This is a genomic window from Flavobacterium noncentrifugens (assembly GCF_900100375.1).
GTDB lineage: Bacteria > Bacteroidota > Bacteroidia > Flavobacteriales > Flavobacteriaceae > Flavobacterium > Flavobacterium noncentrifugens.
Genome location: NZ_FNEZ01000002.1, coordinates 910,812 through 929,856, shown reverse-complemented (window position 1 = coordinate 929,856; position 19,045 = coordinate 910,812). Strand labels below are relative to the sequence as shown.

The 19,045-nt window shown below is 40.9% G+C and carries 14 protein-coding genes; 11 read left to right on the top strand and 3 right to left on the bottom strand.

What is annotated here, in order from left to right; all coding sequences use genetic code 11:
* Nucleotides 1-47 precede the first annotated feature (47 nt).
* From uvrA to BLS32_RS08835, 11 genes are all read left to right on the top strand, one after another.
* Nucleotides 48-2,879, top strand: coding sequence for an excinuclease ABC subunit UvrA (gene uvrA, locus BLS32_RS08885; RefSeq protein WP_091394230.1), 2,832 nt, complete (start codon nucleotides 48-50; stop codon nucleotides 2,877-2,879).
* An 80-nt stretch (nucleotides 2,880-2,959) separates the two neighbouring features.
* Nucleotides 2,960-4,453: a T9SS type A sorting domain-containing protein gene (locus BLS32_RS08880; RefSeq protein WP_139171719.1), complete on the top strand. Its 1,494-nt coding sequence runs from the start codon at nucleotides 2,960-2,962 to the stop codon at nucleotides 4,451-4,453.
* 265 nt (nucleotides 4,454-4,718) lie between these two features.
* Nucleotides 4,719-5,444, top strand: coding sequence for an LOG family protein (locus BLS32_RS08875; protein WP_091394225.1), 726 nt, complete (start codon nucleotides 4,719-4,721; stop codon nucleotides 5,442-5,444).
* 122 nt (nucleotides 5,445-5,566) lie between these two features.
* Nucleotides 5,567-8,395, top strand: coding sequence for a gluzincin family metallopeptidase (locus BLS32_RS08870; RefSeq protein WP_307725615.1), 2,829 nt, complete (start codon nucleotides 5,567-5,569; stop codon nucleotides 8,393-8,395).
* 351 nt (nucleotides 8,396-8,746) lie between these two features.
* Entirely contained in the window at nucleotides 8,747-11,146 is a 2,400-nt protein-coding gene (locus tag BLS32_RS08865) for an alpha-ketoacid dehydrogenase subunit alpha/beta (RefSeq protein ID WP_091394222.1), read from the top strand.
* 118 nt (nucleotides 11,147-11,264) lie between these two features.
* Nucleotides 11,265-11,423 (top strand): hypothetical protein, encoded by a 159-nt coding sequence (locus BLS32_RS18445; RefSeq protein ID WP_174799814.1) that lies wholly within the window; start codon nucleotides 11,265-11,267, stop codon nucleotides 11,421-11,423.
* Nucleotides 11,424-11,519: 96 nt separating this feature from the next.
* Entirely contained in the window at nucleotides 11,520-12,203 is a 684-nt protein-coding gene (locus tag BLS32_RS08855) for a peptidoglycan DD-metalloendopeptidase family protein (protein ID WP_307725614.1), read from the top strand.
* Nucleotides 12,200-12,664 (top strand): hypothetical protein, encoded by a 465-nt coding sequence (locus tag BLS32_RS08850; protein ID WP_091394215.1) that lies wholly within the window; start codon nucleotides 12,200-12,202, stop codon nucleotides 12,662-12,664. Before BLS32_RS08855 ends, BLS32_RS08850 begins: the two co-directional genes overlap by 4 nt.
* 20 nt (nucleotides 12,665-12,684) lie before the next feature.
* Nucleotides 12,685-13,218 (top strand): hypothetical protein, encoded by a 534-nt coding sequence (locus BLS32_RS08845; protein ID WP_091394213.1) that lies wholly within the window; start codon nucleotides 12,685-12,687, stop codon nucleotides 13,216-13,218.
* A gap of 3 nt (nucleotides 13,219-13,221) precedes the next feature.
* Nucleotides 13,222-13,701, top strand: a complete 480-nt coding sequence (locus BLS32_RS08840; protein WP_091394210.1) for a nuclear transport factor 2 family protein — start codon at nucleotides 13,222-13,224, stop codon at nucleotides 13,699-13,701.
* A gap of 60 nt (nucleotides 13,702-13,761) precedes the next feature.
* Nucleotides 13,762-16,017, top strand: coding sequence for an acyl-CoA dehydrogenase family protein (locus tag BLS32_RS08835; RefSeq protein WP_091394207.1), 2,256 nt, complete (start codon nucleotides 13,762-13,764; stop codon nucleotides 16,015-16,017).
* Here BLS32_RS08835 and BLS32_RS08830 read toward each other — a convergent pair.
* The 3 genes from BLS32_RS08830 to BLS32_RS08820 form a co-directional block, all read right to left on the bottom strand.
* Nucleotides 16,012-17,046, bottom strand: coding sequence for an o-succinylbenzoate synthase (locus BLS32_RS08830; RefSeq protein ID WP_091394204.1), 1,035 nt, complete (start codon nucleotides 17,044-17,046; stop codon nucleotides 16,012-16,014). The genes BLS32_RS08835 and BLS32_RS08830 overlap by 6 nt on opposite strands.
* Before the next feature lie 5 nt (nucleotides 17,047-17,051).
* Entirely contained in the window at nucleotides 17,052-18,257 is a 1,206-nt protein-coding gene (locus tag BLS32_RS08825; RefSeq protein WP_091394200.1) for a tetratricopeptide repeat protein, read from the bottom strand.
* Between the two features lie 110 nt (nucleotides 18,258-18,367).
* Nucleotides 18,368-19,045, bottom strand: coding sequence for a metal-dependent hydrolase (locus BLS32_RS08820; RefSeq protein WP_091394197.1), 678 nt, complete (start codon nucleotides 19,043-19,045; stop codon nucleotides 18,368-18,370).

Sequence of the window (19,045 nt, the reverse complement as noted above, 5' to 3'; positions counted from 1 at the left end):
TGAATATGCTAACTTTGCATCCGACTTATTCGGAATTGCTAAAAAATATGCCTGAAACAGAAAACAATATAGAAGTATTGGGCGCTCGCGTCCACAATCTCAAAAACATAGATATTTCGATTCCGAGGGAAAAACTGGTGGTCATTACCGGGCTTTCTGGCTCTGGGAAATCGTCATTGGCATTTGATACGATTTATGCCGAAGGCCAGCGCCGTTATGTAGAAACTTTTTCTGCGTATGCGCGGCAATTCCTTGGCGGATTGGAACGACCTGACGTTGACAAAATCGACGGATTGTCTCCGGTCATCGCGATCGAACAGAAAACAACGAGTAAAAGTCCGCGCTCGACCGTTGGGACTATTACCGAAATTTACGATTTCCTGCGTTTGCTTTACGCCCGCGCCGCCGATGCTTACAGTTACAACACCGGCGAAAAAATGGTCAGTTACAGCGACGACCAGATCAAGCAACTCATAATCGAGAATTTCATTGGCAAACGCATCAACATTCTTGCACCGGTCATTCGTGCCCGAAAAGGACATTATGGCGAATTGTTCCAGCACATTGCCAAACAGGGATTTTTGCGCGTTCGCGTCAATGGTGAACTTAAGGAAATTACGGCCGGAATGAAGCTTGATCGTTACAAAACGCACGATATCGAAATTGTGATCGACCGAATGTTGGTCGAAGACACGCCCGAAAATGACACGCGTTTGTCCGACAGCATCAAAACCGCAATGTACCATGGCGAAGATATTCTAATGGTTTTGGATCAGGATACGAATGAAGTACGGTTTTTTAGCCGGAATTTAATGTGCCCGTCAACCGGGATTTCTTATCAGAATCCGGAGCCGAATTTGTTTTCGTTCAATTCGCCGAAAGGTGCGTGCGAACATTGCAACGGACTCGGAACGGTCAACGAGATCAATCTTAAAAAGATCATTCCAAATCCGAAATTATCGATCAAACACGGCGGTTTTGCGCCTTTGGGCGAATATAAAAATTCGTGGATTTTCAAGCAACTCGAAATTATCGGGGAAAAATTCGGATTTAAGATTACCGATCCGGTTGAGAAAATTTCTGAAGAAGCCATGGATGTAATTTTGAACGGCGGCAAGGAAAAATTTGCAGTCGAATCGAAAACGCTTGGCGTCACTAAGGAATACAAAATTGAGTTTGAAGGCATTTCTGCATTCATCAAAAACCAGTTCAACGACAGCGAATCGACTACGATCAAACGCTGGGCGAAGGAATTTATGGATGAGATCGAATGTCCGGTTTGCGAAGGCTCGCGGCTCAAAAAAGAATCCTTGTATTTCCGGATCGACAATATGAATATCGCCGATTTATCGGGAATGGATATTTCAGATCTGACGGTTTGGTTTGACAAATTAGACAAACATTTATCGGACAAACAAAAGTTAATTGCGACAGAAATCATCAAGGAAATCCGCGACCGATTGCACTTTTTAGTCAATGTTGGGCTCGAATATTTATCGATCAGCAGAAGTTCAAAATCGCTCTCGGGTGGTGAAGCGCAACGCATCAGGCTGGCGACGCAAATTGGTTCGCAGCTTGTTGGCGTACTGTATATTTTGGACGAACCAAGTATCGGTTTGCACCAGCGCGACAATGAAAAACTGATCAAATCGCTCGAGCAATTGCGCGACATCGGGAATTCGATCATTGTCGTCGAACACGACAAAGACATGATTGAACGTGCCGATTATGTGATTGACATTGGCCCGCGAGCCGGGAAATTCGGAGGCGAGATCATCAGCATCGGAACACCGGCCGAAACCTTGAAACACCATACTTTGACCGCGCAGTACATGAACGGCGAACTCAAGATCGAAGTACCAAAGAAACGACGCGAAGGCAACGGAAAAGTCATGAAACTAACCGGCGCAACCGGAAATAATTTAAAAAATGTCTCGATCGAATTGCCGCTAGGAAAACTGATTTGCGTGACCGGCGTTTCAGGAAGCGGAAAATCGACGTTGATTAATGAAACGTTGTATCCGATCCTGAACGAATTTTATTTCAACGGCGTCAAGAAACCGAAACCATATAAGAAAATTGAAGGTTTGGAACATATTGATAAAGTCATCGATATCGACCAAAGCCCGATTGGGAGAACGCCAAGATCAAATCCGGCAACGTATACCGAAGTTTTTTCGGAGATCCGGAATTTGTTTACAATGACTTCTGAAAGCATGATTCGCGGGTATAAAGCCGGAAGATTCAGTTTTAATGTCAAAGGCGGACGCTGTGAAACCTGTGAAGGTTCTGGGGTTCGCACGATTGAAATGAATTTCCTTCCGGATGTTTATGTCGAATGTGAAACCTGCCAGGGCAAACGTTTCAATCGCGAAACTTTGGAAATCCGTTTTAAAGGCAAATCGATTTCAGATGTTTTGGATATGACGGTTGATGAAGCGGTTCCGTTTTTCGAGAACATTCCGAAAATCCACAGAAAGATCAAGACGATCCAGGATGTTGGTCTTGGATATATTACGCTCGGGCAGCAAAGCACAACGCTTTCAGGAGGCGAAGCGCAACGGATTAAACTTGCGACCGAATTGTCGAAAAAAGACACCGGAAATACGTTTTACATTATGGACGAACCGACAACAGGTTTGCATTTTGAAGACATCCGCGTGTTGATGGAAGTCATCAACAAACTCGTCGATAAAGGCAATACGATCCTGATCATTGAACATAATATGGACGTGATTAAACTTGCTGATTACATTATCGACATTGGCCCAGAAGGCGGAAAAGGCGGCGGAAGCGTTGTTGCGAAAGGAACTCCGGAAGAAGTGGCGAAAAATAAAAAAAGTTATACTGCTGCATTTTTGAAAAAAGAACTGTTATAAGCGGTAAATAATCATGCATATAGGAAACTACATCGTTTTTGATTAATTTGGCGCAGAAAAATTCACTCAATAACAAAAAAATGAAAAAATTTTACACGTTTGCGTTACTACTAGTATTGGTTTTTGCAACACCTGTCCGTGCACAGGTCATTGAATTGACCTTTGGTTTGGACATCGACAATTATGACGAAGCGCGAAAGATCTATTTCCAACCAGACGGGAATGTCATCATTGGTGGTACAACGGAATTATCCTCAGGAGCAATCGGTTTCAAAAAAATGGCCGTAGCAAGGTTTAGCGCCGACGGATTGCTCGATACGTCGTTTGGCACAAATGGGGTTACTCAAATGTATCCCAATTCTACAAATTATGCGGTTACTGATATTGCAAATGATCCCTCAGGAAATTTGCTGGTACTTGGAAACTATTTTAACCATTGCATCGTGCGCATGACTGCCAATGGAATTGTCGATACCGGTTTTGGCAGCAACGGAATTTTATATTATGATGACTTCGGTTCCTCGGCAACAGCACAGAAACTGATCCCGCAAGCCGATGGAAAACTTCTTGTTTTTGGTTCCGGACAACCCGCCGGATCTTTAAAAACGGTCGTATTCGTTAAAAGACTTAACCCCAACGGCTCTATAGACGCAGGTTTTGGTACCAATGGCATGACAACCATCGATGCTGGATTTCTAAACAATAATGGAATGGGCTGTTTTCTTCAAAATGACGGAAAAATAATCGTAGCTGGAAATTATCAATATACTGAGGACGGTATTGCGAAAAAGAAACTGTTTTTAAGCAGGTTGACTTCATCCGGATCACTTGACCCTTTGTATGGCGTTGGTGGATTCCGTTTTCCAACCGACTTGGTGCATTCACTTCAATTTATCGACATGAGTTCAGACAATATTATTAGGGTGATTGGAAAACATTCAGAATTTTCGGGATCTGCTAATGATATGGTTTTTACAAAATTTGACAGCGCCGGAAATATTATTTCTGATGAGACCGTCATTTTCGGTTCTCCCGGTAGTGGTGCAGCTACGGCAATACAAGCCGATGGGAAAATGGTTTTTGCCGGAAGTTACATTAATGCGGTCGAAGGAAATGGGGTAAATTGCTATTTTAGAAGGCTTAATGCTGATGGCAGTAATGATTTGAGCTTTGGAAACAACGGCTATTTTACCGTTTCTTTTTCTAGTGGAAATGAAAACATCAACACCATGAAACTGGGACCGAACAATAAAATTTACTTTGCGGGATATGCGCGTGGTGCCAGTTTCAACTGGCTGATGGGACGATTGAATCCAGCGGCTACTACTCTGGAAACGGAAGCATTTGAATTTGATAAAATGACGATTCATCCAAATCCTGTAGGTGATCAATTGCAAATTGACACAAACAAACTTTTGCGTGAAAGCAAAATTTATGATTTTCAAGGCAGGCTTATTCAGACTTCAAATGGCTTGAAGACTATTGATGTATCGGGATTGCCTTGGGGAATATATCTCTTGTCAATAAAAGCAATGGACAATGCAACCATGAATGTAAAGTTTGTAAAAAGATAAACGGCTAGAGATAGGAGTAATCATTATAATGTGTTGAAACTTTAAAAAAAAGTTTGTCTTCGCGCGCTTTGTTTTGAAAAATGGAACGCAGATCACGCGGATAAACGCGGATTTCTTTATGGAATCGAAATCCCTAGCCCTGATTGCAATGGAAATCCTTTTTTGTAGCAAGGCGGAAAAAAAGATTGCAATGGAAAGCAGGAAATTGCTCCTAAAAAAATACACAAAACTGAATAATTATTAATTATTCATTATTAATTAAGATATGAGATTACAGGATTTTGACAATGACGAAGACAAAGTCATTCAGGACAAATTGAAGCAGAAACCGTGGAATGAGATTCGTACCAATGACAGTTGGGCAATTTTCAAGATCATGTCGGAATTTGTGAATGGTTATGAGAATATGGGAAGAATCGGGCCTTGTGTTTCGATTTTCGGATCGGCGCGCACGAAACCAGACGATCATTTTTATTTATTGGCCGAAAAAATCGCTTTTAAGATCAGTAAAGCCGGCTATGGCGTGATTACCGGCGGTGGTCCCGGAATTATGGAAGCCGGGAATAAAGGCGCGCATTTTGGCGGTGGAACATCTGTTGGACTAAACATTGAACTGCCGTTTGAACAGCATTTTAATCCGTATATCGATCATGATAAGAATTTAAATTTTGATTATTTCTTTGTCAGAAAGGTCATGTTTGTCAAATATTCGCAGGGATTTGTAGTCATGCCTGGCGGATTTGGGACTTTAGACGAAATGTTTGAAGCGATTACGCTGATCCAGACAAAGAAAATTGCGAAGTTTCCGATCATTTTAGTTGGCACCCAATTCTGGTCGGGATTGCTGGACTGGGTTAAAACAACGCTGATCGAAAATAAATACATCAATCCGGACGACTTAAACCTCATAAAAATCGTAGATACAGAAGAGGAAGTTGTTGATGTTCTGGATAAATTCTACAAGAAGTATGATTTGAGCCCGAATTTTTAATCAAAAAGCTGTTTCACGACAGCTTTTTTTTGTGGTTTATAAAGATTGTCTTAATTTGGAAGCTTCAGAATACTATCAAACATACATTATCGTTATGTTTACTAAAAATTGAAAAAGAATCATTGAAGTCATTTAAAAAAATTGCTGCTTTCGGCCTGGTGTTTTTGTGCGGATTGGTGGTGCAGGCGCAGCATGATTCAAAGCTCGATGTGACGCTGAACGCGGATGACAATACGCTGAAAGTATACCAGGAATTGACGTTTTTCAACCAATCGAACGATACGATCTCGACGGTTGTACTGAACGATTGGAACCATGCGTATTCAGAGAAAAATTCATTGCTCGGCAAGCGTTTTTCAGATGAATTCGTGCGGAGTTTTCATTTGGCCAGTGAAAAACAGCGCGGGAATACGAATGCAATTTCCATTTCCGACGGGCAAAATCCATTAATATGGAACCGCATAGAAAACCAAAATGACCTGATTGAAGTGTCGCTTCCAAACAAATTGCTTCCCAAACAAAAAATCCTTTTAAAATTTGATTATATCGTAAAAGTCCCTAGTGATTATTTCACCAAATACGGCTACGATTCAAAAGGCAACCTGAACCTTAAAAACTGGTTCCTCGCTCCTGCCCGATATGAAAACCACCAATTCATTAAATACAGCAATGCCAATTTAGATGACATTGTGAATGGCATTTCAGATTATAAACTGACGGTAAATCTGCCTGCGGGGATGTTTGTCAATTCTGATCTTGACCTGGTTTCTAAAGACACGAATATGGGCGCGTCGACTTATGTCTTTTCTGGAAAAAACCGCAATGATTTTAGTTTATTCGTCACACATAAAGACGAATTTTACAGCTTTAAAAACAGTTCTGTTGATGTGATGACCGATTTGAAAGGCAATAAATTAGACGACATCCAACGCGCGATTGTCATCGACCGGATCGTAAATTTTGTGCATCGGAACATTGGAGATTATCCATACGAAAAGATCACGATTTCCCAAACTGACTATGACCGGAACCCGTTTTATGGACTCAATCAGCTGCCGGCATTTATCAGTCCGTTTACAAACGAATTCATGTTTGAACTGAAATTCCTCAAGACCTACACGAACAATTTCATCAAAAACAGCCTACACATCGACGGACGCAAAGACAACTGGATTTATGACGCAATCCAGATGTATGTGATGATGAAATACATGGACGAGCAGCATCCCGACAGCAAGATGATGGGAAGTCTGGCGAAGTGGAAAATCCTCAAAAGCTACAACATCATCAACCTGCAGTTCAACGAGCAGTACAGTTATTATTACATGCTGATGGCGCGAAAAAACCTCGACCAGCCGCTGGGCGATTCGAAGGAAACACTAATCCGGTTTAATGAAAAGATTGCCTCAAAATACCGCGCCGGCTTGAGTTTAAAATATCTCGACAATTATTTGGAAAAAGATATTGTTCCAAAAACGGTTAAGGAATTTTATGCTTCAAATGCCAATAAAGAAACGTCGCGCGCCGATTTTGAAAACTTATTAAAGACAAATTCCGGCAAAAACATCGACTGGTTTTTTAATACGGTGATTGATTCGCGTGACATCGTGGATTATAAATTTGGAGATGTTACAAAAACGCCTGAAAGTATTACATTTCAGATTAAAAACAAAACAGGTACAACCGTTCCGATTCCGGTTTATGGACTCAAAGACAAGCAAATCGTTTTTAAAGACTGGTTTGAAAACGTTAAAACCGACAGCACTTTTACCGTGGAGAGAAAAGACGCTGATAAAATTGTACTAAATTACAAAAATGAAGTTCCGGAATACAATTTGCGCAACAACTGGCGCTCGTTAAAAGTATTTTTCGGCAACGACCGTCCGTATAAATTTGCGTTTATGAAAGATCTTGAAGATCCGAATTACAACCAGATTTTATATGTGCCTACGGTAAATTACAACTTATATGACGGACTTTCGCCCGGAATCCGCCTGCACAACAAAACGCTTTTGGACAAGCCATTTAATTTTGACGTGAATCCGATTTATTCCCCGAAAACACAATCGCTGACCGGAAATTTTTCATTCGGCATCAATCAATACAACCGCGACAGCGAACTCTACAACATTCGTTATGGCATGAGCGGTTCGTATTTTCATTATGCGCCCGATGCAACTTATTTGAAATTTAATCCGTCGGTGTCGTTTTTATTCCGTGAAAAGGATTTTCGGGACAATACAAAAAGCGGCATTACATTGAGATACAACATTGTAAACAAAGAAAATTCCCATTTTGTGATCGATACAACGACGCGAAACTATTCAGTTTTCAGCGCGCGCTATTTCCATTCTAAAACAGAAATCACAAACCATTTGAATTACAATACCGATTTGCAGTTTTCGGGGGAATTCGGGAAAGTTTCGGGTGAAATTCAGTACCGAAAATTGTTCGACAACAACCGCCAGGTCAACCTGCGCCTTTTTGCCGGAAGCTTTATTTTCAACAAAACCACCGATTCTGATTATTTTAATTTTGGCGTTTCAAACCCGAATGACTATTTGTTTGAATATAATTTCTTTGGAAGATCAGAAACGACAGGCTTATTCAGCCAACAGATCATTTTGGCAGAAGGCGCATTCAAATCGAAGCTCATCCCGAAAAACGTGAATCAATATATCGTAACCGCAAACGCAAGTTTTAACATCTGGAACTGGATTGAAGTGTATGGCGATCTAGGTTTGGTCAAAAATCATGGATCAGATGAAAAATTCATTTATGACAGCGGCATCAGGTTAAATCTCGTAACCGATTATTTCGAATTGTATTTTCCAGTGTATTCCAATAACGGCTGGGAGATAGCGCAGAATCGCTACAATGAAAAAATCCGGTTTATCGTGACTTTCAGTCCGAAAACTTTATTGAACCTTTTTACAAGGAAATGGTTTTAGTGCGTTAAAATTTTAATTTTGTGAGCTTTTTGCGAACAGTTGTCACGCGGATTTACGCAGATGACGCGGATTTTTTTTGAGACTTGTGTTAGAGGATGTACTGTAAAAAAAATCCGCGTCATCTGCGTAAATCCGCGTTTAATCATATAATATTTAATTTTATTTTTCAGAATTTACTCCTTCAATAGTTGATTATTTCCCACATAAAACACAAATTAGCTGCGTATCGTTCAAATTAAATCGGCTAAAGCCAAAATTATTTATCAAATCCTAATTATATATTTTTTTGCGGAATGATAGAAATCACATCTTTTTACTTAAATTTGTTTTTTCCAAAGCCAGACCTTATTTATGACACAAGCAGAAACTACTACGGCGCTCACTTTCGAGGATTTCAAAAAAGAAGTACTGAACGATTATAAAATTGCGATCACCAGCCGCGAATGCAGCCTGCTCGGGCGTCGCGAAGTATTGACCGGAAAAGCCAAATTCGGGATTTTCGGCGACGGTAAAGAAGTGCCACAACTGGCGATGGCAAAAGCATTCCGCAACGGCGATTTCCGTTCAGGCTATTACCGCGACCAGACTTTTATGATGGCCATCGGTGAAATGACCGTCCAGCAGTTTTTTGCAGGTTTGTATGGCCATACCGATATTGAACACGATCCGATGTCGGCCGGAAGGCAAATGGGCGGACACTTCGCCACGCACAGCTTAAATGAAGACGGTTCTTGGAAAGATTTGACGAAACAAAAAAATTCAAGTGCTGATATTTCCCCGACTGCCGGTCAAATGCCGCGTTTATTGGGATTGGCGCAAGCCTCAAAAATATACAGGAATGTTCCCGGAATTGATACCGATAAATTTTCGGTAAACGGAAATGAAGTCGCTTGGGGAACCATTGGAAATGCAAGTACATCTGAAGGCTTGTTCTTTGAAACCATCAATGCTGCAGGCGTTTTACAGGTGCCGATGGTGATGAGCGTCTGGGATGACGAATACGGAATTTCAGTCCACGCCAAGCACCAGACCACAAAAGAAAGCATTTCGGAGATCTTAAAAGGGTTCCAACGCGACGATAAAAAAGGCTTTGAAATTTTAAAAGTCAAAGGCTGGGATTATGCCGAATTGGTCAGCACTTACGAAAAAGCGTCGGAGATCGCACGTGAAGAACACGTTCCAGTTTTGATCCACGTGATCGAATTGACGCAGCCGCAAGGGCATTCAACTTCCGGTTCACACGAGCGTTACAAAAATGCCGAAAGACTGGAATGGGAAGGTGATTTTGATTGCGTGAAGCAAATGAAATCTTGGATGATCACTTACAATATTGCTACAGCTGAAGATATTGAATCTATTGACAATGAAGCAAGAAAAGAAGTGCTTGAAGGTAAAAAAGCAGCTTGGAATGCATTTGTTGAACCGATTAAAAACGAACAGAAAGAATTGACCGATTTGCTTGAAAACATTGCAGATTCAAGCATCAATAAGATTTTTATCCAAAAATACAGCAACGATCTGGCTTCAATAAAAGAACCGATCCGCAAAGATTTATTGGTTACAGCCAGAAAAATATTGCGCATGATCGTGAAAGAAAGCGGCCGTGAAAAACTAGCCAAATGGATTTCGGATTATACGAACAAAATCCAGCCTAAATTTAGCGGAAATTTATTTTCTGAATCGGATGAAAACGTATTTTCTGTAAAAGAAGTGCTGCCAACTTACGACGAATCTGCCGAAGATGTGGATGCAAGATTGGTTATTCGCGACAATTTCGATGCGATTTTCAATAAATATCCTGAAGCCCTGATTTTTGGCGAAGATGCCGGAAACATTGGCGACGTAAACCAGGGACTTGAAGGCATGCAGGAAAAATATGGTGAATTGCGTGTGGCCGATGTAGGCATCCGTGAAGCAACCATTCTCGGACAGGGAATCGGAATGGCATTGCGCGGCCTTCGCCCGATTGCTGAAATCCAGTATTTGGATTATTTGCTTTATGCGATCCAGATCATGAGCGACGATCTGGCAACTTTACAATACAGAACCAGAGGAAAACAAAAAGCGCCGCTAATCATCAGAACCCGCGGCCACAGGCTTGAAGGCATCTGGCATTCGGGATCGCCAATGGGAATGGTGATCAATGCCGTCCGCGGAATCCACGTTTTGGTTCCGAGAAATATGACAAAAGCCGCTGGTTTTTACAATACTTTATTGACTACTGACGAACCCGCCCTAGTTGTTGAATGCTTAAACGGTTACCGCTTAAAAGAAAAAATGCCGACAAACCTGGGCGAATTCAAAACACCAATCGGGATTGTAGAAACGATAAAAAAAGGAAGCGACATCACGATCGTTTCTTATGGATCAACGCTGCGCCTGGCAGAACAAGCGGCAAAAGAGCTTTTAGAAATCGGGATTGACTCTGAAATCATTGACATTCAGTCGCTATTGCCTTTCGACATCAGTCATGATATTTTAAAAAGTGTCATGAGAACAAACCGTTTGCTGGTGGTTGATGAAGATGTTCCGGGCGGCGCATCGGCATTTATTTTACAGCAAATCATTGACGAGCAAAATGCGTATGATTATTTGGATAGCAAACCGCAAACATTGACTGCGAAAGCGCACCGCCCGGCTTATGGAACTGATGGTGATTACTTTTCAAAACCTTCGACAGAAGACATTTACGAAAAAGTATATCAGATGATGAGCGAAGCCAATCCGGCGAAATTCCCGGCTTTGTACTAGAAAAATCAATTTTAATACGATAACCCTTGCAACCTGTAAGGGTTATTTTTTTGCTATCTGACAATAGTCTATTTTTAAATGAGTAACTTTAGGAATATTGATCTTCAAAATTAAAATCATGAAAAAAATAATCTTATTTGGTACAGTTCTATTGCTCTTTGGATTATCAGCCTGTAAAAATGACGTCCCGGTTGCTCCGGTTGCACCTGCTTCTCCTGCCCCGCCGCCGCCAAAACCTGATGTCCCAGCTCCCAAACCAGTTCCTGAAAAAATATGAAGACTCTATAAATTGTCATTTTATAAATTGAGGTTAAAGTATTTCCGAATCTGGATTGATTGGGTAATTTTTAATTAATTTAGGCAGCAAACAAAAATGATGGATGCGCTAAACAATTTATTCCGGTCATTTCCAGCGGTCAAAGTCATTGACAGCGGTATTGCCGACCAAAAATACGTGCATTTGGATTTGGCGAAAAATACGGGATTTCAGAATTTTAAAAATGCTTCCGAATTTGAATCTGCGATTGAAAAATACCTTTCCGAAAATGATGCTGATGTCGCTTTTGGCGGATACAATGAAGTCCGCAATTTATACAGCCGAAGCGCACTTTTCAAAAATCAGAATGATGAAGAACGCAACATTCACATCGCAATGGACTTATGGATTAAAGCCGAAACGCCAGTTTTAGCTGCTCTTGACGGAAAAATCCACAGCTTCAAAAACAACATCGGACTTGGAAATTACGGTCCGACAGTTATTTTAGAACATCATTTTGAAGGCTTCACTTTTTATACGCTTTACGGACATTTATCAATTGAAAGCCTGGAAAATCTTGAAATTGATGCTGTTTTTCATCAAGGCGATGCCATCGGATATTTAGGCGATGCTACTGAAAACGGTGACTATGCGCCTCATTTGCATTTTCAGATGATTAAAAATCTAGATGGAAATTTTGGCGATTATCCTGGTGTTTGCGGCAAAAGCAAACTGGAATATTACCTTGAAAACTGCCCTGATCCGAATCTTCTTTTAAAAATTAACAACACAACACCATGAAAAAAATAATCTTTATTTGCTGCCTTGTCGTCATGATTGGCTGTAAGTCCAAAAAACCAAAAGCAAATGTGCCCGAAGAAATTAAAACCACTAAAGTAGAAACTTCAGAAATCAACACGGTGCAAAAATTCAAAGCTTACGATTTGGGCAAACGCGTATTGATGACTTGCAACACATCCAAATTCAAACCATTTAATTCGAGTGAAGCAACACAAACCGTAATCCAAAATACAACGCAGGACAAACTCACAAAAACCTGCCTGAAATTCCGCCTCAAATATGGCGATTTTAAGGATTTACAATTTGTTGAAGTACAACAAAACAAAGCAGATAAAACAAACATTTACCGCTTTAAAGCGCTTTATGAAAAGAAAATTGCCAATAAAGAATTGCGCGTAACCATGACCGAAGACAATTTGGTTTCCTCCATAAAATCGTTGGATTGGATCGATAAATTTTAAACTTAAAATTCTAAAAATAAATGAACTTAACCCAATTCATTTGCATAATCACATTAATTTCTTCATTTGATATTTCGGCACAGGAAAACATGGTTTTAAAAGATGGAAAGCAAATTATGGCAACGAAATCATGGACATTTCTTTGTGAAAATTATGCTTTAACCGGAAAGTCGGACATCCAATTTGCGAAAACTCAAAGCGGCGGGATTTTAAAAATTTCCGTTGATACCGTTGATCCCGATTTTTTCATCGGCGGAACCACTTATATTTATTTATCAGATTTTACTGCCATTGCCTGTACAGATAAAAATCTGCGCGCAAATTCGGAAAATGGAACTGCCGCCTATTATTATCTGACAATCCCGGAAATGAACCGTTTAAAGAAGCTCGAAATTCAATCCATCAGATTCAACATACGCGGAAAAAGCAATACTTTTAGCAGCCAGACCGGAAATTTTACTGCCTTGAATAAGAAATCTTTTTTCGGTACTTTTGGAAAAGAAGAAAAAAATAGTTTTGAAACTGCCAAAGAAATTGCTTTACTTTATAAATAAAAAATGAATCCGAACCAACAGCTTATCGAAGAGTTTTATGCCGGTTTTGCCAGCGGTCACGCAGGTACGATGGCGAGTTGCTACCATGAAAACATCCGGTTTCAGGATCCGGCGTTTGGCGTTTTGCAAGGAAAAGACGTTTCGGATATGTGGCACATGCTGATCGAAAAAAGCAAGGGCAACCTTAAAATCGAATTTTCCGATGTGAAAGCTGAAGGAAATTCAGGTGCTGCAAAATGGATCGCGACTTACCATTTCAGCAAAACGAATCGCGAAGTGGTCAATAAAATCCAATCTACTTTTGAATTTAAAGACGGATTGATCATCAGGCACACCGATCATTTTGACATTTGGAAATGGAGCAGCCAGGCGCTTGGCCTTCCCGGAATGCTATTTGGCTGGACCGGATTTCTCCAGAAAAAAATCAGGCAGCAAGCTATACAATCGCTACGCATTTACCAGCAAAAGCTGGCAAAGAATTAAATTAACAAACATTTTAAAGGCTTTTAGACGCAATTGCTTAATTTTAAGAAAAAGCAATTTATGGACAATCCGAAAATCAATTTTTTCCTTCCCTTACTCTATCTCGCCTGGTCTGATGACTTACTGACCCAAAAAGAATTTACCGTTTTGCAGGCTTTTATCCATACGCAAAACTGGCTTTCGGAGGCTGAAAAAATCGATTTGCTTTCCAAAATAGATATTGCTTCACCGCCTTCGCGGATGGAACTTTCACAATGGAAATCGGCAATCGATCAAAAAGTTTTACGGGAACACAAATCAATTTTCGATATTTCTTCCGCTTTTTATAAAAATGATTCTGGAGATTTCGAACTGCAATTCCTAAAACTTGAAAACGATCTAGGAATTCTCGGCGCTGAAGCTTTCGGTATTTTCAGACCCAAAACAGACACTTTTACTTCAAAATACCAGACAGAAGTGCGCTTTGACGTTCAAAAATTAACCGCAATCCTCGACGGACAACAAGCTCCAATCATCAACAAAGTCAAAGCAATCATCAGCCGACAGGAATTTCAATACGAAACTTCAACCGACATTGACGTTTACAGGGGAAAAGTTTACGATTGGTGCAAAATCCTTGCCGATGAAAATCTCGGAAATATGGCTTATCCAAAAAAATATGGCGGCGGAGAAAACATTGCCGATTATTTTGCGGTCATGGAAACGCTGAGTTACCACGATTTGAGTTTGGTCATAAAATTCGGCGTGCAATTCGGGCTTTGGGGCATGAGTATTTTCTCGCTCGGAACAGAGAAACATTATGCAAAATACCTTAAAGACGTTGGCTCACTACAGCTTCCCGGCTGTTTTGCGATGACTGAAACGCATCACGGCTCCAATGTAAAAGGACTTGAAACAACGGCGACTTACAACCATTCCAACCAAACCTTTACGATTCACACACCAAATCCGGATGCGCAAAAAGAATATATTGGAAATGCCGCAATGCATGGCCAAATGGCAACCGTTTTCGCAAAACTCATCATTGATGGTACAGATTATGGTGTAAACGCATTTATCGTTCCGCTGCGCGATGAAAACATGAAAACTTTGAGAGGCATCACCATTGGCGATTGCGGACAAAAAACAGGCTTAAACGGCGTTGACAATGGTACAATCCGATTTGACAACGTTTCGATTCCGAAAGAAAATATGCTCGACCGTTTTGCTTCAGTAAATGACAACGGCGAATTTGAAAGCCTGATTCCGAGTGACAACCGAAGATTTTTTACGATGCTCGGCACCTTGGTTGGCGGCCGGATTGGAATTCCGAGATCGGCATTGGCTGCAGCCAAATCAGGATTGACAATTGCGATTAGATATGCAGATCAGAGAAGGCAATTTGGTCCTGAAGGCGGATCTGAAGTGCCTATTTTAAATTACAGAATGCACCAGCGCAGGCTGCTTCCATTATTGGCAAAATCGTTTGCCGTTCACTTTGGTCTACAATATCTTACGCAACGTTATATCAACAAAAAAGACAATGAAGCGCAGGAAATTGAAGCGCTTGCTGCAGGAATGAAATCGTATGCGACCTGGCACGTGCGCGACACTTTACAGGAATGCCGTGAAGCTTGTGGTGGAAAAGGATATTTATCAGAAAACCGCATTGGATCACTAAAAAATGACACTGAAATTTATACAACTTTTGAAGGCGACAATACCGTTTTAATGCAATTGGTTGCTAAGAACAGGCTGTCGGAATTCAGGAAGCAATTTGGAGAGATGAATGCACTTGGAATCATCAATTATGTATTTGAAAGCGCAAAGACTTCAATTTCAGAAAAAAACCCGATTGCCACGCGAAGAACCGATGAGATTCATTTGCTGAGCAGCGAATTTCACCACGAAGCTTTTGTTTACAGGGAAAAAACAATTTTGGCTTCGGCAGCTAAAAGGCTGAAATCGCTAATTGACAGCGGACTTGATTCTTATGATTCCTTTAATGTCGCGCAACATCAGATGCTTGATGTCGCCCAGGCTTATCTGGAACGCGTGGTTTTGGAGCAATTCCAACTCGAAGTTAAAAATACTGACGATTTGCAATGTAAAGCCGTTTTAGAAAAACTACACAACCTTTATGCGCTGACACAAATAGAAAAAAACAAAGGCTGGTTTTTGGAAGACGGTTACATGGAAGCTCCGAAAACTAAGGCAATCCGAAAACTCGTGAGCCAATTATGTTGGGATTTGCGGCCTGACGCTGTCGCTTTGACCGATGCATTTGCAATTCCTGAAAGTTGCCTTGCAGCCCCGATTGCAGTACGCCAATTATAAATCAAAAATCCAATTTTCATTTGGATCATACCATAATTCGCCATTTTTAACGTGCAGCGGACAAGTGAAATTGTTCGTATATAAAGATCCGGTTCCCAATCCTTGCGGCATCTTAATTTGTTGTAGAAATGTCCATTGTGCGATAGCATTTAATCCGACATTGCTTTCGAGCGCCGAAGTAATCCACCAGCCAATATTGTATTTTTCTGCTAATGAAATCCATTCTTTGGTTCCACGAAATCCGCCAATGAAACTTGGTTTAAAAATGAGGTATTTGGGGTTGATTTTTTGAAGCAATTGTTCTTTTTTTTCAGACGAAAACACGCCAATCAACTCTTCGTCCAAAGCAATTGGAATTGGACTGGTTTTACACAGTTCTGACATCCTGTCATGCTGATTTTTCTGAATAGGCTGCTCAATGCTATGAAGTTCAAATCCAGATAATTGTTTTAATTTATTTAAAGCATTTTCTGAATTAAAAGCTCCATTTGCATCGACACGTATTTCAATTTGTTCCGCGGTAAAATGTTGTCTGATAAAGTGTAGTAAACTAAGTTCTTTATCAAAATCTATCGCTCCGATCTTGAGTTTGATACAGTGAAAACCCTGAGCGATTTTATCTTCAATTTGCTCCTTCATAAAAACTTCATTCCCCATCCAGACGAGCCCGTTTATCGGGATAGATTTTTGTCCTTTTGTAAATTCTGACGGAAACAATTCAAACGGATTATCACTTTTCAGCGAACGGAAAGCCATTTCAATTCCGAATTGGATTGAAGGAAATTCTATTAAAGATTCCCACAATTTATCTTCGCCCAAATGAATATTTTCACAAGCCCATTTTAATTTTTCTTCATAATCCGGTCGGTCATCTGCGCTTAGTCCCCGAAGTATGCCGCATTCGCCTATTCCTTTTTTGCCATTTTGGTCGAGAATGATGAACCAGGTTTCTTTTTCGGTCATCACGCCGCGTGATGTTTCCGAAGGCCGTTTAAACTGCAGTGAATATTTATAATAAGTGGCTTTCATTGCAATCAATCTAGGATTCTGAGAATTTTTTTGAAGTCTTTATCTGGAAAGCCACGTTTTTTAAATTCGGCGAAGTCTTTTTCGGTTTGCTGTTTCCAGCTTAAGTTGCTCAAAACATTTTGAAATTTGTATTTTTTGTGGATTTCTTTCGCCTCATCAACACGGTCTGTAAACAGGTAAATATGCGCCAGGTTCAATTGAAAACTAAGTTCGGAATTGTCGAGTGTAAAACCTTTATTAAAGGTGTTTTCGGCTTTTGCAAATTGTTTTGACAGCAAGTAATAATTTCCCAATGTATCGTAATCTAAGGAAACCGCATAGCCTTTATCAAAAATTTCGTGCTGTAGCAGCTGAATGGCCTGTTCTGTTTTTCCAGCAATAAAATATTTGTTTGCCTCATCACGGATTGGATCTAGGAAAATGTATGTTTCGCCAGATTTTTTGAGGCATTGCACGGTGAAACTTTCGATCTCTGATGATTTTTCCACTGCGAGCAATTGCGAAAATTCCCGATAAGTGTACTTATCTACTATTGCATTGAGAAAGCAGTTGCAGAACTGGTCTTTTTTTCTGACCTTTTTAATCACTTTCAGGCTGTTGCAGATTTTAAGAATATCATTTTTACTGTCGGGATTCCAGCCGCGACCGAGTTTGTTGTTGACCCAAGGCACAATTTCGAGTACGATTTTCTGTTTCATGACCCAGTTCTGGCTTTCAAACCCGAACCAGATGCTTTCTGAATTGGATTGAAGACATGAAGATTTCCCTACAGTCAGTCGTTTTGCATCTTTGTTCAGTGGAGTTTCCTGGAAAAAGCAAGCCTTATCGGTTTTGCCAGATGTGAAATAGGCTGTAGCCAATGAAGCGGCGTTGAAAATTGCATACTTGCATTTGTCGTCGCCCGAAGCTTTTGACAACAGGAAAACGGCACCAGCCGAGCCTTGGCTGATTCCGGTTGGATCCGGGATTGCTTTGAGCAGCGAAACCAGGCTGTTTGCCATTTGCTGGTTTTCATCCAATAAGGTAATTCTGTAAACGACTTCTGTGGTTCCTACCGGCAGATCTTCCGATTTGACGGCAACGCGATTTCCGGCGCCGAGAATGATTTCTTTGGAAGTAGCGCGCTCTTTGTCCCAATAGCCATCGGGCTGGGCAATTGCCGATTGGAAAAGCACTGTTGAAAGTAAGGCGAAATAGATTTTTACTGTCATTTTAATTTTGGATGAAACTGCCCTAGCCCGGATGGAAGCGGCATCCTTTTGCGGCGAGCGCAGCAGAGCCTTAAAAGATATAGCGGACAGCCGGATTGGCTCCTGAAAAATTACAAATCGATGGAAGTTCCGATTTCAAGCAGCATTAAATCTTTTCCTGCATCGAAAAACTTCTTTTTGGCGTCGCTGTGGTCGATTTTGATGTATCCAAAAGTATCGAAATGATAGCCCAGCACTTTGTCGCACTGTACAAAATCAGAAGCGATGATCGCATCTTCAACGTCCATCGTGAAATTATTTCCGATTGGCAAAATCGCTAAATCCAGTTTGGTGCGCAGCGGAATGAGTTTCATATCGTAAGTCAGTGCCGTATCGCCAGCGATGTAAATATTTTTGTGTTCGCCTTCGATGACAAATCCACCCGGATTTCCGCCGTAAGTGCCGTCGGGAAAGACGCTTGAATGAATGGCGTTGACATATTTCACAGTTCCGAAATCGAATTTCCAGCTTCCACCGTGGTTCATAGGGTGCGAATTGAAACCTTTTCTAGCATAATAGCTCGCTACTTCTGCGTTTGAAACAATTGTTGCTCCGGTACGGCTCGCAATCGCTTCTGCATCGAGAATGTGGTCGCCGTGCGCATGCGTCAATAAAACATAATCGGCTTTGAGTTCGTCGATTTTGATGTGTGAAGCGAGTTCATTTGCGGTAATGTACGGATCGATAAGTATGTGCTTGCCGCTGACTTCAATTCCGAGTGAAGCATGTCCGTAAAATGTAATTTTCAT

Coding starts and splice junctions, on each gene's coding strand:
- BLS32_RS08875 (WP_091394225.1), top strand. CDS start 4,719: ATGAGATTACAGGATTTTGACAATGACGAAGACAAAGTCATTCAGGAC.
- BLS32_RS08830 (WP_091394204.1), bottom strand. CDS start 17,046: ATGAAAGCCACTTATTATAAATATTCACTGCAGTTTAAACGGCCTTCG.
- BLS32_RS08845 (WP_091394213.1), top strand. CDS start 12,685: ATGAACTTAACCCAATTCATTTGCATAATCACATTAATTTCTTCATTT.
- BLS32_RS08820 (WP_091394197.1), bottom strand. CDS start 19,045: ATGAAAATTACATTTTACGGACATGCTTCACTCGGAATTGAAGTCAGC.
- BLS32_RS08880 (WP_139171719.1), top strand. CDS start 2,960: ATGAAAAAATTTTACACGTTTGCGTTACTACTAGTATTGGTTTTTGCA.
- BLS32_RS08865 (WP_091394222.1), top strand. CDS start 8,747: ATGACACAAGCAGAAACTACTACGGCGCTCACTTTCGAGGATTTCAAA.
- BLS32_RS08825 (WP_091394200.1), bottom strand. CDS start 18,257: ATGACAGTAAAAATCTATTTCGCCTTACTTTCAACAGTGCTTTTCCAA.
- BLS32_RS08855 (WP_307725614.1), top strand. CDS start 11,520: ATGATGGATGCGCTAAACAATTTATTCCGGTCATTTCCAGCGGTCAAA.
- BLS32_RS08835 (WP_091394207.1), top strand. CDS start 13,762: ATGGACAATCCGAAAATCAATTTTTTCCTTCCCTTACTCTATCTCGCC.
- BLS32_RS18445 (WP_174799814.1), top strand. CDS start 11,265: ATGAAAAAAATAATCTTATTTGGTACAGTTCTATTGCTCTTTGGATTA.
- BLS32_RS08840 (WP_091394210.1), top strand. CDS start 13,222: ATGAATCCGAACCAACAGCTTATCGAAGAGTTTTATGCCGGTTTTGCC.
- uvrA (WP_091394230.1), top strand. CDS start 48: ATGCCTGAAACAGAAAACAATATAGAAGTATTGGGCGCTCGCGTCCAC.
- BLS32_RS08850 (WP_091394215.1), top strand. CDS start 12,200: ATGAAAAAAATAATCTTTATTTGCTGCCTTGTCGTCATGATTGGCTGT.